Consider the following 14431-nt stretch of genomic DNA (forward strand, 5'->3'; position numbering starts at 1 on the left):
AATTACTTCATTTTGGCGTGTTTTACCAGGTAAGCCGTTAATATGGGGTCGAATCCGAGTGCTATATCAGCCTCAATGAAATCAATTTTGTACTGGCCGCATTTTAGTTTAAGATTTTGATAAAACTCGGTAGCAAATTTTTGATAAGATTCCCGCACCTGGTCGGGCTGAACTTTTACCCTTTCGCCGGTCTCCAAGTCTATAAATTCATAGGGTCGATTCTCGAATGTGAAATCCTGTTCGGTCTTTTTATCCGTAACATGAAAAAGCAGAACCTCATGCAAATTGTGCCTCAAATGCTGTAGAGCCGAAAAAAGCCGGTCGGCTTCCTCCAGATTATCAAACATGTCACTGAAAATGACGACCAGCGAACGTTTGTGAATTTTTTCTGCGATTTGGTGCAACACGTCTGCAACAGAGGTTTTGACAAGGGGGCGCTTGGACTGCAGCACCTGATCGAGTTCAAGCATGATTTTATGCACATGCGACGGGGTTGATTTCACCGCGGTCTGAATCTCAATTTCTTCGGAAAAGGTACACAAGCTGACGGCATCTTTCTGACGTTGAAGTAGATACGTTATGCTGGCCGCCGCCATGACACTAAAGGTGATTTTACCTAGAGTTTCTTCTGGATAGTACATGGAAGAAGAGGTGTCAAGCAGAATATGGCATCTAAGATTGGTTTCTTCTTCATACCTCTTCACATAAAGCCGATCGGTTTTTGCGAAAACTTTCCAATCAATATTTCGGGTAGACTCACCTGTGTTGTACAGCTGATGTTCCGCAAATTCTACCGAGAATCCATGAAAAGGAGATTTGTGAAGTCCGGTGATAAACCCTTCGACCAGTTGTTTCGCCAGAAACTCAAGATTGCCGAGGGCTCTTACTTTTGCTAGGTCTAGGTGGCGAATGGCCATATTGATACGAAGATAGAATTCAAAATTATTCGAATATATAACATATCAACGCAATTTGTGCCAAAGCATACATAAATCCAGCTGAGCAGAGATACAAGAGAGCTCCAAGGCTAATTTTTATCTCTTAAAGAAATTATCTTGCCCGTGGCATGATCAATGCTTTCATTTTTGCCCAGGAGTACCATGCCTTCCATGCCCACCACCCGTACAGAGACGTTGGCTACTCCTTTGGCGATTATGCCCAAATGGCGGGCAGCCTCTTTACTGATGTCAACCAAACGGCTTTTGGAATAGGGCCCCCGGTCATTAACTCTGACAATAACTTTTTCCTTGGTTTCGGTATTGGTAATTTCCAGCATCGTATTAAATGGTAATGTACGATGGGCGGCTGTGAGCTCGGTACTTTTATGAATTTCTCCAAAAGACGTTTTTCTTCCGTGAAACCGGGAAGAGTAGTAGGAGGCCTTGCCTGTTTCTGTTTTACCAAGTGTAGCTTGCGCTATTGCTTTGGAATGCCAAATGAATGCCATTAGAAGCATGGTCAGAATCCGAGGATAAGTCATATCTGCGGTTTAGGATGGAACATCATAAGGTCGAACCTTACTTTATCTCATTTTAATTTTGCACTCCCGAATATTGCCGAGGGGAATAAAAATCATACGCTCTGTCTGCCTTCCGCCAAGGCAAATGGCTGCAAATTTTATGAAGGATTTGGCGTATGTTTTTGACGATAAAAATTAACGTCTTCATGCAAAACTTTCAAATGTAAGGGAATAATCTCAAAACTGTGCATTCTGTACTGGTAAAGTCCAAAATATTTACGCTAAAATCAAAAGCGTGGTCATTCGAAATGTTTAATATATGTTGGTTTTTTTGTTCGCTGCAATAAACTTTATATTTTAGCGTTCGCAAACTTATTTAAAACTAAACATAGTGGAAGACAGAGAGCAAATCTACTCTAAACGGGTCAGGGCGGGAAAACGGACGTACTTCTTCGATGTTCGGTCGACGCGATCCAATGATTATTATCTAACGATTACGGAGAGTCGCCGGCATCCTCAAGGAGAAGGATTTACGTACGAAAAGCACAAGATGTTTTTGTACAAGGAAGACTTTGATAAGTTCGTAGATGCATTGAAGGATGCGGTAGATCATGTGAAAACAGAGTTGATGCCGGAAGTTGATTTTTCTCAATACGAAGCCAAAGCGGACGAGGTGGACGTGGTGGGAGAGTCTGATCTTAAGTGGGAATAATCTGAATTTAACATCTCAAAAAGTAAAGCCTTCGCAATCAATTCCGAAGGCTTTTAGTTTTTGTGTTGCCTAAATGGTAATTTCGCACCGAAATTATTATTTAGAATGGTTGGCCGTATATGATAGCTGTCAAAATGCTCCACGGCCACTTTAAACTGCATACTTGCCAATATGAGTCTTCAATGTGGAATTGTAGGATTGCCGAATGTAGGGAAATCCACACTTTTTAATGCCATTTCTACCGGCAAAGCCGAAGCTGCCAATTATCCTTTCTGTACCATTGAGCCAAATGTTGGGGTTGTAACTGTTCCGGACGAGCGTTTGGACATTCTGATCGGGTTGGTCAATCCTCAAAAGACAATTCCTACCATTATTGAGTTTGTAGACATAGCCGGTCTGGTAAAGGGGGCAAGCCAGGGAGCAGGGCTGGGCAATAAGTTTTTGGCTAATATCCGTGAGGTAGATGCGATTGTCCATGTGGTACGCTGTTTTCAGGATGAAAATGTAGTGCACGTAGAAGGACGGGTGGATCCGGTTTTTGATAAAGAGATCATAGACATCGAATTGCAGCTGAAGGATCTGGAATCCGTAGAAAAGAAAATTCAGAAAACGGAAAAGGGAGCCAGAGCAGGTGATGCTAAAGCGAAAGTGGAGCTGGAATGGCTGAAAAAATATAAAGAAACACTGGAGGCCGGGAAAAATGCCCGTAGCCTTCAGATTGACGAGGAAACCAAAGAAGCAGTAATCGGTGACCTGCAATTGCTAACTGCCAAGCCTGTTCTTTATGTAGCCAACGTGGATGAAGGCTCGATGCTTACAGGAAATGAGTTTTCCGAAAAGCTGAAAGAAGCCGTTAAACACGAGGGAGCGGAGGTAATTATTCTTTGTGCTGCGATTGAATCCCAGATATCAGAAATTGAAGATCCGGAAGAACATGAAATGTTTCTGGGCGAATATGGATTAAAAGAGTCAGGACTGAGCAAGCTGATAAAGGCGTCGTACGCATTGCTAAATCTGATCACTTATTTCACCGCTGGCGTTAAAGAAGTTCGTGCCTGGACAATCGTAAAAGGTTGGAAAGCGCCTCAGGCGGCAGGTGTGATCCACTCTGATTTTGAAAAAGGATTTATTCGAGCAGAAGTAATTAAGATCGCTGATTATCAGCAGTATAAAACGGAAGCGGGCGTGAAGGAAGTGGGTAAGATGGCTGTAGAAGGGAAGGAATATGTGGTTGCTGATGGTGATATCATGCACTTTAGGTTTAATGTATAGAGTTAGGTCAAAAAGTTTTAAGCACACTTACAGATCCTGGTGACTGGCTAACAGCCCACCAGGATCTTTGGTTTAGGCGAGAACCTCGCGGCATTTGTTACCGCCTCCGATTCCACTCTACAGTCCTGTAACCTACCAATAAATCGGCCCTGCTGGCTGGTGGGCGGTGATAAACCAGAATGTCATAGTCATTTTCCGTAGCAGCATAGTTTCCTTCCACATAGCTTTCGTCGGGTTTGCCATTGGCGCGGACAACGGTATAGTCATAATTCACAACGCCCTGTTTTAAAAGAATTTCTGCCTCGTAGGCTTGCGTATCCGGATTATAAGTCATTTTATTCCTTTCGTTCAGTTGCCAGAGGTTGAAGCTGCCATTGACATAAACAGTCATATCCGGATCTTCGGCAATGTGCAGGTTGAATAGGACTGGCGTATAATCGGCTTCAACGCTTCCGCGTCCCGATTCCCGCTGGTCAACAATGTATTGACCGTTGAGATCTTCCAGCTGCAGGTAGCTGTTCTCGGCCCTTGACTTATCAGGGAATAGTATAAGTTTCGTGAAATCGGCTTCACGCTGAAGTTCAATAATTCCAAATCCTCGCGCGGCGAGCGTACGACTGTCGAAATACCGGAATTCATTTCCACCCGGAAAGGTGTTCTCAAGGTTAAAAAAAGTGTATTCCAAAATATGATCAAAAGGCCTGACGTTTGTCGGTTTGAAATTGGTACGCATCTGGTCCCAGCGAAAGTTTTTGCGCATCACAACTTTCAGATCAGTTTGTGGTGCGATCAGCTGATATCCGTTATAATTAATGGTGAAATCGATCTGCTGATCGGCAAACTGCTGATCAATGCCCTGGGAAAACCGGGCCTGGGCATTGATATTGATCCTGTTTTCATAAACCATAAATCGCCTGGAAAGCACTGCATTTCGGTCCCCATCTGAATAAACGACCAGAATGTAATTTCCGGAAAGTTTCAGCCTGGGCACTTCAAAACGGTAGTGGTAGTATGGTACTTTTGTGCTGAATGACTGATCGTATTTGAGAATGCGGTAGTCATTGTACTCATAGGTAAACTCAATATCGTTCAGATTCGACTTGGTCCAATCGGCATTGCAATGGATGATTTTGGCTCTGTAACCTTCGTAGACGCCTTTCATGTCGTCGAACTCCAGCACCAGCGGTGCCTGGCTTTGCAGCTGTATCAGTGGCGGACTGATCAGACGGGTCGGGTTTTCGGGGTCGTCCAGCGCAGGATAGAGAAGTACTGTCCTGATTTTATCATTGTATATATGATCTTCCAGTAACACGTTGGTCGACTGCGCCTTACCGGTCAGGTTGAAAAGGATTAATATGTAAATAATTAAATTATCTCGCATTGCTGTTTATGGGATTAACGGCTCGGTTTTTTATTATTGTGTAAGAAACAAATTGAAACTGATTTTCCTTCTTTTTGAAGCTATTATTTGTAAGGTACATTAAGCAGGCGAAGGGCTGTCGGATAGACAGAAAGTTTTATTTCCGGTTAAATTGTTATTTTTACATATCACAATTGAAAGCACATGACAGCACAGCCACATAAGATTTATTCCGAGGAAGAGTATTTGGAAATGGAACGTGAGGCCGAATACAAGAGCGAATATTATCGGGGAGAGATATTTGCAATGGCGGGGGCGGGGTTCAATCATAACAGAATTACGGAAAATTTGTCTGGTGAATTTTTTATTTGCCTTAAAGGAAAATCTTGCAACGGTTATTCCAGTGACCTTCGCATTCATATTCCTGAAAACGGACTTTACACATATCCTGATTTCCTCATTATTTGTGGGAAAAATGAATTTCTGGACGATAAAAAGGACACGATCTTAAATCCTGTGGTAATCATAGAGGTGCTTTCTCCAAGTACTTCCGGTTATGATCGTGGCGAAAAATTCCATTTTTATCGCAGTATACCGTCTTTGAAAGAATACGGAATTGTTGATTCCCAGTCAGTTTCGGCGGAGGTTTGGAGGAAAAATGAAGAAAATGTCTGGTACCTGGCTTCAGAGGCTTACGATATCAATGGTTTTATTAGGTTCCAAACCGTTGATGTGTCTTTGAAAATGACAGAAATATATGCTGATACGGAAGATTTGGTTCCAGTGGTTTAAATAAAAAAGGAGCCCGTTCCGACTCCTTTTACAATTGCGTAATCTGCTCTATCAGCTAAGGCTCTATATCCGATTTAGCGATGGATTGATAGCCCCAATTTAACCAGCCAGTTCTTCCACTTCCATCATGGCAGTCTCCCAGGCATCATTTGCCTTTTCCAGTTTCTGTTTGATGTCGGCATAAAAACGATTTAGATCAGCAAGTGCTTTTACATCGTTATAAACAGAGGGATCTGCGAGTTTTGCTTCGGTTTCTGTGATTTTGCTCTCAAGATTACTAATCGTTTCTTCCAGTTCTTCTACCTGCTTTTTGGCTTTTTTTAGCTTCTGAAGATCTTCGTTAGAAGTGGGTTTGTTCGTGCTGTTCTTGGTACTGGCAGCGGGCTGGGCTGACGCTTTTTGTGGCGGAGCACTGCTGACAACCGCTTTGTCGCTTACAGCAGATTGAAGGCCCCGCTCTTCCACCCACACCTCGTATTCCTGGTATGTTCCGGGGTATTCCTTGATCTCATGATCCTCGATATACCAGATTTTATTGGCAATATTTTCAACAAAATACCTGTCGTGGGAAACCACGATATAGCTGCCCTCATATTGTTGCAAAGCCTGGATAAGGATATTGACCGACTGCATGTCCAGGTGGTTGGTAGGCTCATCGAGCAGCAGAAAATTGGCTTGCGAAAGTAAAACCTTAGCCAGCGCAACCCGTGATTTTTCGCCTCCGGAAAGGACTTTAATTTTCTTGAAAACGTCATCACCTGAAAACAGAAAGCAGCCAAGGACCGTTCTTAGTTCGGTTTCCGTTTTATTCGGATTGGCATACTTTAGCTCTTCAATCAGGTTATGATTCACATTCAGGGATTCCAGCTGGTGCTGTGCATAGAATGTGAACATGACGTTGTGGCCAAGACGCCTTTTTCCTTCGATAGGTTCGGTGCCGGCAACAACCCTCAATACCGTCGATTTCCCCCGCCCGTTCGCTCCGATTAATGCGATCTTATCACCACGTTCCATGCTGATATTGGTTGCATCCAGAATGACCTTGTCGCCGTAAGCTTTCGAGGCATCTTCAAGCTGAAATACATGACGTCCGGGCTGTGTGGTGAACTGAAATCGGAAATGAACTTTTGCGTTTTCGTCGACCACGGCGTCTACAACTTCCATTTTGTCCAACGCCTTTACACGGCTTTGCACCTGACGTGACTTGGTGGCCTTTGCTTTGAAACGTTCAATGAAACGTTCTGTCTGACGAATTTTGGCCTGCTGGTTCTCGTAAGCGCCACGCTGAATTTCGTTACGCTCGTCTTTTTCCTCTAAATAGAATGAATAATTGCCTGAGTAATAATTCAATTTTCCACCAGATACCTCAACCGTCGTGTCCACCGTATTGTCCAGGAATTGCCTGTCGTGACTCACTACGATTACGGCTCCTTCATAGCTTTGTACGTATTTTTCAACCCACTGAATGGATGGTAAGTCCAGGTGGTTGGTAGGCTCATCAAGCATCAGTAAGGAAGGCTTTTGCAACAAAAGCTTAGCCAGCATGACACGCATACGCCATCCTCCGGAGAATAATCTGAGTGGTCTGTGAAGGTCATCGGTAACGAATCCCAGACCTTCCAGAATCGCTTCAGCTTTAGACTGAACCGTATACCCATCAAGAGCTTCGAATTCGTCCTGTACCCTGGCCAGTTTGTCTATAAGCTCGTCTTTGTAATCATGCTCCATTTCATACAGGATCTTATCAATCTGTACCTGTAGCTGGTTCTGGCGTTCAAATGCCTGCATGGCCACAGAAAGAATGGAGTCATCGCTTTGATAGGAAAGCAAATCCTGGTTTAAAAAACCAATGGTGCAATCACCGGATTTTGATATATGACCGCCATCGGGCTGGAACTCTCCGTTGATCATCCTGAGCAGGGTTGATTTGCCAGTCCCGTTCAGGCCAATAAGGCCGATCTTTTGTTTTGGCTTGATATGGAGCGACGCGCTATCGTATAAAGCACGGTCGCCAAGATAATAACTTAGGTTCGTAATCGCGATCATGCCGCAAAGGTACGGGGAAAGTGGGAGATAGTAAAAATGTAATTGTTGGAATAGTTATAAAATGAAACGCTTGTCCCGAAATGCAACATTATTCATGTAAATTTGATTATGTGATGAGCATTATTTAAAGTTAGTTTGCAGGCTTAGCTTAGCGGGATGAATTTGAATTAATGGTTGTTCTTTTTGGTTAGTCTTTTGGGCTATTAAATAATACAAGTTATGTACACGGCAGTTAAAGGAACATTTGAGAATGGAAAGGTTATTCTCGAGGAGCCCGCTCCGACTAGTGAGCGAACCAAAGTAGTAGTGATGTTTTTGCCAGAAGAGAAGGAGAACATTTCTTTTAATGGGATACGCCAGATGGGAAGTTTAAAAAGACTGGGGGAGGCCATTGGGAAAACTTACAGTATTCCCGATGATTTTAATGATCCAATCGATGATTTAAAGGATTATATGTAATGAGATATCTTATAGATACACAAATTCTTATATGGTATCAGTTAAATTCTCCCAGGATATCACCCCACGTAGCCGAAATTTTGTTGGATGTCTCAAATGAAATATTAGTAAGTCAAATTACGCTTTTCGAAATTTCTGTAAAGCAAAAAATTGGCAAGTTATCGGAATTGGATGTTTCAATTGAAGAGATAGTATCTGTTATTCAACAAGATGGCTTTGCAGTATTGAATTTGGAAAACCAGCACATTGCCAATTATGATCGTATACCGCTTGCTCAGGATCATCGTGATCCATTCGACAGGTTGATTATTGCAACGGCCTTGTCTGAAAATGTGTCTCTGATTTCTGCTGACGAAAAATTCAGGTCTTACAAAGAAATAGTTAACCTTGTTGAAAACGATTAATCATTCAAATTTGAACAACCTATTCCCCATATTTCTCAAACTCGAAAAACTGCATACACTCATTGTGGGTGGTGGTTACGTTGGTTTAGAGAAAATTACTGCCGTTCTGAATAATTCGCCCGAAGCCAGGATAACACTGGTTTCGCCGGAAATTTCATTGGAAATCAGAGATTTAGTGCGGTTAAATTCGCGGGTGGATCTGATAACGAGAAAGTTTGAAGATGACGATCTCCTGGAAAAAGAGCTGGTAATTGTTGCTACCAATGATAAAGTCGAGAATCAGAGAATTAAAGCGATAGCTGCTTCGAGGCACTTACTTTGTAACGTAGCGGACACACCCGCACTTTGTGACTTTTACCTATCCTCTATTGTTCAAAAGGGGAATTTGAAAGTCGCTATTTCCACCAACGGAATGTCGCCAACGATGGCAAAGAGGCTAAAGGAAGTTTTAAGTGAAGCTTTGCCCGAAAATCTGGAAACTGCCATGGAGCAACTCAAAGCAGTACGGGATATGTTGAAGGGTGACTTTGCCTATAAAGTGGAAGAATTGAATCGGATTACTTCGGTGCTGGTTGATAAAAAATAAGTTTTTGATAGAATGGCTGGTGGATGAAGTTGAAACGATTTTAGTATCATTTCACATTTGTGCTATCACCCGTACGCACTGCACTGTACACATTAAAGTCACTCTCCAAAGTGAGAAGGTGATTGTTTTGAACGTTTTTTGTCAAAATCTTTACGCTAAATTTTGAAGATTTTCCTCCCACTGGATTTCAATCATGTCTTTTTTTTCTGCGTCGCAGGTAGGGCAGGAATAGTTTTCCGGGAGGTTCCTGAATTCCGTTTCAGCGTCGATGCCTCGTAGCAAATCGCCGTATCGGGGATCATAAACGGTGAAACAATGGGGGCACTGGTGTACAGTTGATAAAGAAGAAGATGTGTTTTTTTGTTCTTCATGCTCCACTTTCACCACTTTAAGGCTATTTTCGAGGCGCCGGTTATTGAATCTTCGGCACAATCTTTCCATTTGTCCCGCAAGATGAATTTTGAATAAACCCCTCTCAAAAGGTATGTGTGTGCGGCTGTTGGGATTGAAGTTCTCTGTGTAGTAGAGATCATAAACGCTGAACAAAGCCAGTTGTCCTATTGCGAGCAAGGGTCTTTTTCTGATCAGAACAGAGCCGAAAACTTCTGATTTTGCACGTGTTTGAATGCCAAAGCATAATCCGAAAGTGCGTGTGTCGTGCTTTTCAAAGTAATGAACAAGTTGTTTTTTTAGTTCGGGGCCTTCCTCGTTATTGTCTTCTGTTTGCCATGCAAGCTCATTGGCCGCGTGCCTCACATTTATATTGTGTTTTCCCAGAATGTCACTCCATTCGGTTCGGTACTGGTCTTCAATTCCTTTGATGATCAGCGATTTCCACGGCGTTGTGCATATTTCTCCGATACGGGTTTTCAGGCATAGATTACAGATGTCGAGAAGAAATTCAACCGGGAACTGTTCGTCACGACGGTAAAGCCCAAGCCAGGTTCTGGACTCGTATCGGTTGAAACCCTCATAATAGGGTAAGGAAAAAGCGGGTAGCTCCAGCTCGTGGGAAACGGGAAGTGATATGTAGGAGATTTTGCTCTTTACAAGTTGAAATGTAGTGTCTTCGCCGGAACATTCCTGGGACAAGAGGCAGGCTTCAATAAGTTTTGCTACCCTTCCAATTTCATTTGTATATATCAATTCAGGCCATCTTTGAATACTGTTTCCTTGTTTTGGGCGTATATACAAATACCAGAAATGGGGCTCTCTGGAGGAAATGAAATTGAGATTTCCGGTGAAAAACGGTGTGAAACTCTGATTTGCGTCTGAAATGTTGATTTTTAAAAGAGGTTTGAAATCAATGCTGTCGAGCACAGTATGGTACTCATTGGCACCGAGCCATTGGCCAGTGCGAAACACTTCTTCTCCGCAATAGGAGCTTATGATATTAGGCAACATTTCAGAATTAACCTCATAGCCTACTTCGAGTGCTTTGAGATCCCTTTCCAGAAAACGCATCTCTTCATAATGAACCGTCATCAGTAGTTGCTGGCGTGACCCGAGTCTTACCTTTCGCACCTTCGCTTTCCATGCCACCGATAAAATGTTTTTCAGGAAGCCTGGTGAAGCGATTCCTCCGGGAAGATTGATCTTGATGTGATAGTAGTCGCGCATATTTGGTGTGTATTAAAAACATAAGCCAACGCCCCTGGTTCAGCTTTGACCCTTCCAGTTGTTACTGTTTCGTTCGGTTATACCAATACTTCTTGGTTCAATCTTTCCAGAATGGACCTTACTTCCGGTCTGCACGAGCCGCATCCCGTACCCGCGCCGGTTTTTTCGCAGAGTTTTTTAAAATCGTAACAGCCATTTTGAATAGCATTTTCAAGGTTTCCATGTCCCACATTATTGCAGGAACACACAAGTTTTCCAAGCATTGGTTCTGCTTTCTGGCTCGCACGTAACAGTTGCAGGCGCTTTTCCGACAATTCGGTTCCGCTGGAAATAAGATCCCGGAATTCCTGGAATTCGTTTTTATCGCCAATCAGGATCGCTCCTACCAGCTTATCCCGGTGCACTATGCACTTTTTGTAGTATCTTTTGGACTTGTCGATGAAAACAATTTCCTCAAATGAAGGATCATTTGCGGGCACTTCGGTCAGGCCGATACTGCACAAGTTCAGTCCGTCCATCTTCAGAATGTTCATCGCGGTGCTGCCTTTGTATGGTTGAGAAATATCGCCGGAAATGAAACGGGCGGCCGCTTCTGACTGTTGCTCAGCGGCCAGAGTGATGCCCCACATTTGCCCTTTCCATTCGGCTATTTCCCCTGCCGTGAATATGTCAGGATCGGAGGTTTGCATGTAGTCATTGACCAGTATCCCCCTTTTTGTTTCAATATTGGCATCTTTTGCGATGGCAATTGTGGGTACTGTTCCTATGGTTAGGACCACAACATGGCAGCTGATTTTTCGTCCTGATCTGAGAATAATACCGTTTACCCGTTCATTGCCGGTAAATGTCGATACTTCGTCATTGAAATAAATTTCTACCCCCCTGTCAACTAAGTCCTGATACAATAATTCGCTCCCAAGGGGATCAAGCTGACGTTCCATCAACCGCCCGCTTCTTTGAATTACCGTAACCTTTACCTTCATTTCACTAAATGATGCTGCTAGCTCCAGTCCGAGAATGCCGCCACCTACGATCACGGCGTGGGGTGCGGGTTGTTTCAGAAGGGGGAGGAGGGAATCTGCGTCCAGCCGGGAGCGCATGTTAAATATTCCTGGCAGATTGGGAACGCCTTTTGGCATAAACGCCGTGCTTCCCATACCCAGGATTAGTTTATCATAACAATGCTCCTGCCCGTCACTGTCAAGTACAATTTTGTTTTTACGATCAATGTGAGCGATGGAAACGCCTTTGTGAACTATGATGCCGTTTGTCGCAAACTGATCTTCGCGGAGCTTTACGAGTTGTTCCCAGGATTGCGCTCCGCTGATGTAATCAGGCAACATTACCCGATTGTAAAAGGGGTAGATTTCTTTTGAGAAAACATGTATTTCATCCTCTGTGTTCAGTGTGCGATAGGTATTGATGAAACCAAGACCAGCGGAGCCCGCACCGACCACGATGATTTTTTCAAATGGCTTTTTGTAGATACTTACCTGTATGGCGGAAAATTTGAAATCCGGCTCTTTGGATCTGGGGTCAACAAGGGAGTTAGTAAGGTTGTTTGCCCTGCCCAGATTACTGCCCAGGATCTTGCCCCAGTGCATGGGAAGAAAGCAAAGTCCTTGTTTTACATCATCGGTGATCTCAGCTTTCACGCGAACCTCACCACGGCGACCTTTCACCTGGACCAGTTGGCCGTTCTCAATGTTTCTTTCTTTTGCGTCCTCGGGATGGATTTGCAAAAAAGGCTGTGGAATATGTTTTGTTAGCTTTGCCACCCGGCCCGTCTTGGTCATGGTATGCCACTGGTCCCGAATTCGCCCTGTTGTGAGTACCAATGGGAAATTTTCATCTGTTGGTTCTGAGGTATTTTCATCGGAAACTGCCCAAATCTGTGCTCTTTTGTTAGGGGTGTAAAATTGATGATCGGTAAATAATCTTTTTGTGCCAGTTCCATCTAAGGGACCCAAGGAGTTGCCATGGGCAGAGGGATTGAAGCCTTTCAGGCTACTGATGGGACTGTCTAATGAAGAGCCATTAGTGACTTTCTCCATCCCCCATCCTCCGTTATCCCTTTTGTACGGCCACTGGATACTTCTTTCCTTCTGGAGCAATTCATAATTTACACCCGTCACATCAATCGTGGTGCCCGCTGTTATTTTGGCGTATTCGTCGTAAACTTCCGAAGTGTTTTTGTAGTTGAATGCATCACCAAAACCCATTTTCTCTGCAAAGCGCCAGATGATTTCTGAGTCGGGTAATGCCTCTCCCGGTGCCTCAATTGCTTTTGGCAAATGTGTGATCCGCCTTTCTGCATTGGTCATGGTTCCTTCTTTTTCGAGCCAGGCGGCGGCGGGAAGCACCACGTCGGCGAATGCAACCGTGTCTGCCCGGTTTGAAATGTCCTGAACTACGACATATTTTGCATTTTTTAAAGCCTTTTCTGCTACATGTATGTCGGGCATGCTCACCAGAGGATTGGTATTGATGATCCAAATGGCTTTTAGTCTCTCATCGGCCAGTGCTTCGAACATTTCCGTTGCAGTTAGGCCGGGCTTATGGGCAATTTTTACAGGGCTGTTCCAGAATTGTTCCATCTCCTCACGATGCACCGCGTTCGTGACTTCCCTATGGCCTGGAAGAATGTTGGCCAGGCCGCCTGTTTCCCGTCCACCCATGGCATTGGGCTGTCCTGTCAGTGAAAAAGGGCCGTTCCCCGGTGTGCCGATTCTGCCCGTGATCAGATGAAGGTTAATCAGGGATAGGTTTTTGTTTACCCCAATTACCGACTGGTTAAGCCCCATGGTCCACAGGGAGAGAAATCCTTTTGACAAACCGATCCATCTGGCAGCCAACCCGATGTCCTCAGCACTGACTCCGCAAATTCCGGCCGCTTCCGGAATGGTCCTTTGAAACACTTTCTCCCGGAAAGCTTCAAAGCCGTCGGTATGGTTTATAATAAATCCTTCATGAATGTGATTGTTTTCGATCAGCAGTCTTCCGATTGCATTGTTGAGCACGATGTCCGTTCCGGGATGAATAGCAAGATGCAGATCGGCCTGCCGTGCAGAATCAGTTCGCCGAGGGTCTACGCAAATGATCCTGACATCCGGATCCGCCGCCTTATGCGCCTCAATGCGCCTCCATAGAATCGGATGGCACCAGGCCGGATTAGCTCCGGTTACGTAAAATACGTCTGCTTTTTCGATGTCGTCATAACACACCGGTACGCTATCTTCGCCCAGTGAAAGTTTGTATCCCACTACCGCCGAACTCATGCAAAGCCGGGAGTTGGTGTCGATGTTGTTGGATCCTATAAAACCTTTAATAAGCTTATTGACCAGGTAATATTCTTCTGTAAGACATTGTCCCGAAACATAAAACGCAACAGAATCTGGTCCGAACTTTTTGATCAATGTCTTAAATACGGCGGCTGTCCGCTCCAGCGCATTGTCCCAGCTCACTCTCTGCATGGGCATCGACCTGTTGAGGCGCATTTGTGGGTAAAGTAACCGGTCCGATTGATCCATTACGGTGTAATGCAGATTCATTCCTTTCGAACAAAGCATTCCTCTGCTCGAAGGATGTTCCTGATCCCCCTCCAGGCTTAGCCGACCATTGTCTTCCTTATGAACAATAACTCCACAGCCTACGCCACAGTAGCAGCAGGTCGACTTGAATGATTCGGTGGCTGGTTTCATAAGTGTGAAATCTATTTGTA

General features: G+C 44.2%; 12 protein-coding genes. 6 read left to right on the top strand and 6 right to left on the bottom strand.

The features are described from left to right. Positions 1 to 2: 2 nt before the first annotated feature. Positions 3 to 917, bottom strand: a complete 915-nt coding sequence (locus tag DYADSP32_RS25405) for a DUF58 domain-containing protein (protein WP_149240133.1) — start codon at positions 915 to 917, stop codon at positions 3 to 5. Positions 918 to 1027: 110 nt separating this feature from the next. After that, a complete protein-coding gene (locus DYADSP32_RS25410; protein WP_149240132.1) occupies positions 1028 to 1480 on the bottom strand; it encodes a septal ring lytic transglycosylase RlpA family protein in 453 nt (150 codons plus the stop codon). 370 nt (positions 1481 to 1850) lie between these two features. On the opposite strand from DYADSP32_RS25410, the gene DYADSP32_RS25415 reads away from it, so the two are divergent. Further along, positions 1851 to 2171: a DUF3276 family protein gene (locus DYADSP32_RS25415; protein ID WP_149240131.1), complete on the top strand. Its 321-nt coding sequence runs from the start codon at positions 1851 to 1853 to the stop codon at positions 2169 to 2171. A gap of 171 nt (positions 2172 to 2342) precedes the next feature. Then, on the top strand, positions 2343 to 3443 hold the full coding sequence (gene ychF, locus DYADSP32_RS25420; protein WP_149240130.1) for a redox-regulated ATPase YchF: 1101 nt from the start codon (positions 2343 to 2345) through the stop codon (positions 3441 to 3443). Between the two features lie 97 nt (positions 3444 to 3540). On the opposite strand, the gene DYADSP32_RS25425 is transcribed toward ychF, so the two are convergent. Continuing rightward, positions 3541 to 4824, bottom strand: a complete 1284-nt coding sequence (locus tag DYADSP32_RS25425; RefSeq protein WP_149240129.1) for a DUF5103 domain-containing protein — start codon at positions 4822 to 4824, stop codon at positions 3541 to 3543. Between the two features lie 183 nt (positions 4825 to 5007). Here DYADSP32_RS25425 and DYADSP32_RS25430 point away from each other — a divergent pair, with 183 nt between their 5' ends. Then, positions 5008 to 5595, top strand: coding sequence for a Uma2 family endonuclease (locus DYADSP32_RS25430; protein WP_149240128.1), 588 nt, complete (start codon positions 5008 to 5010; stop codon positions 5593 to 5595). Positions 5596 to 5694: 99 nt separating this feature from the next. Here DYADSP32_RS25430 and DYADSP32_RS25435 read toward each other — a convergent pair whose 3' ends face one another. Then, on the bottom strand, positions 5695 to 7641 hold the full coding sequence (locus tag DYADSP32_RS25435; RefSeq protein WP_149240127.1) for an ABC-F family ATP-binding cassette domain-containing protein: 1947 nt from the start codon (positions 7639 to 7641) through the stop codon (positions 5695 to 5697). 219 nt (positions 7642 to 7860) lie between these two features. Here DYADSP32_RS25435 and DYADSP32_RS25440 point away from each other — a divergent pair, with 219 nt between their 5' ends. From DYADSP32_RS25440 to DYADSP32_RS25450, 3 genes are read left to right on the top strand one after another with little or no spacing between them, the layout of a single operon-like run. After that, positions 7861 to 8100: a hypothetical protein gene (locus tag DYADSP32_RS25440; protein WP_149240126.1), complete on the top strand. Its 240-nt coding sequence runs from the start codon at positions 7861 to 7863 to the stop codon at positions 8098 to 8100. After that, positions 8100 to 8504 carry a type II toxin-antitoxin system VapC family toxin gene (locus DYADSP32_RS25445; RefSeq protein ID WP_149240125.1) on the top strand — a complete coding sequence of 135 codons (405 nt, stop codon included), beginning with the start codon at positions 8100 to 8102 and terminating at the stop codon, positions 8502 to 8504. The genes DYADSP32_RS25440 and DYADSP32_RS25445 overlap by 1 nt, the downstream gene beginning before the upstream one ends. Positions 8505 to 8514: 10 nt before the next feature. Next, positions 8515 to 9090: a bifunctional precorrin-2 dehydrogenase/sirohydrochlorin ferrochelatase gene (locus DYADSP32_RS25450; protein WP_149240124.1), complete on the top strand. Its 576-nt coding sequence runs from the start codon at positions 8515 to 8517 to the stop codon at positions 9088 to 9090. A gap of 150 nt (positions 9091 to 9240) precedes the next feature. Here DYADSP32_RS25450 and DYADSP32_RS25455 read toward each other — a convergent pair whose 3' ends face one another. Both DYADSP32_RS25455 and DYADSP32_RS25460 read right to left on the bottom strand, forming a co-directional pair. Continuing rightward, entirely contained in the window at positions 9241 to 10710 is a 1470-nt protein-coding gene (locus DYADSP32_RS25455; protein WP_149240123.1) for a rubredoxin, read from the bottom strand. A gap of 77 nt (positions 10711 to 10787) precedes the next feature. Beyond that, positions 10788 to 14411: a molybdopterin-dependent oxidoreductase gene (locus tag DYADSP32_RS25460; protein ID WP_149240122.1), complete on the bottom strand. Its 3624-nt coding sequence runs from the start codon at positions 14409 to 14411 to the stop codon at positions 10788 to 10790. Between the last annotated feature and the right edge of the window lie 20 nt (positions 14412 to 14431).

The organism is Dyadobacter sp. 32, from assembly GCF_902506755.1.
Taxonomy (GTDB): domain Bacteria; phylum Bacteroidota; class Bacteroidia; order Cytophagales; family Spirosomataceae; genus Dyadobacter.

What these genes read in the sequence shown, in the direction of transcription:
- DYADSP32_RS25410 (WP_149240132.1), bottom strand. Translation starts at nt 1,480, where the DNA reads ATGACTTATCCTCGGATTCTGACCATGCTTCTAATGGCATTCATTTGG.
- DYADSP32_RS25455 (WP_149240123.1), bottom strand. Translation starts at nt 10,710, where the DNA reads ATGCGCGACTACTATCACATCAAGATCAATCTTCCCGGAGGAATCGCT.
- ychF (WP_149240130.1), top strand. Translation starts at nt 2,343, where the DNA reads ATGAGTCTTCAATGTGGAATTGTAGGATTGCCGAATGTAGGGAAATCC.
- DYADSP32_RS25425 (WP_149240129.1), bottom strand. Translation starts at nt 4,824, where the DNA reads ATGCGAGATAATTTAATTATTTACATATTAATCCTTTTCAACCTGACC.
- DYADSP32_RS25430 (WP_149240128.1), top strand. Translation starts at nt 5,008, where the DNA reads ATGACAGCACAGCCACATAAGATTTATTCCGAGGAAGAGTATTTGGAA.
- DYADSP32_RS25440 (WP_149240126.1), top strand. Translation starts at nt 7,861, where the DNA reads ATGTACACGGCAGTTAAAGGAACATTTGAGAATGGAAAGGTTATTCTC.
- DYADSP32_RS25445 (WP_149240125.1), top strand. Translation starts at nt 8,100, where the DNA reads ATGAGATATCTTATAGATACACAAATTCTTATATGGTATCAGTTAAAT.
- DYADSP32_RS25435 (WP_149240127.1), bottom strand. Translation starts at nt 7,641, where the DNA reads ATGATCGCGATTACGAACCTAAGTTATTATCTTGGCGACCGTGCTTTA.
- DYADSP32_RS25460 (WP_149240122.1), bottom strand. Translation starts at nt 14,411, where the DNA reads ATGAAACCAGCCACCGAATCATTCAAGTCGACCTGCTGCTACTGTGGC.
- DYADSP32_RS25405 (WP_149240133.1), bottom strand. Translation starts at nt 917, where the DNA reads ATGGCCATTCGCCACCTAGACCTAGCAAAAGTAAGAGCCCTCGGCAAT.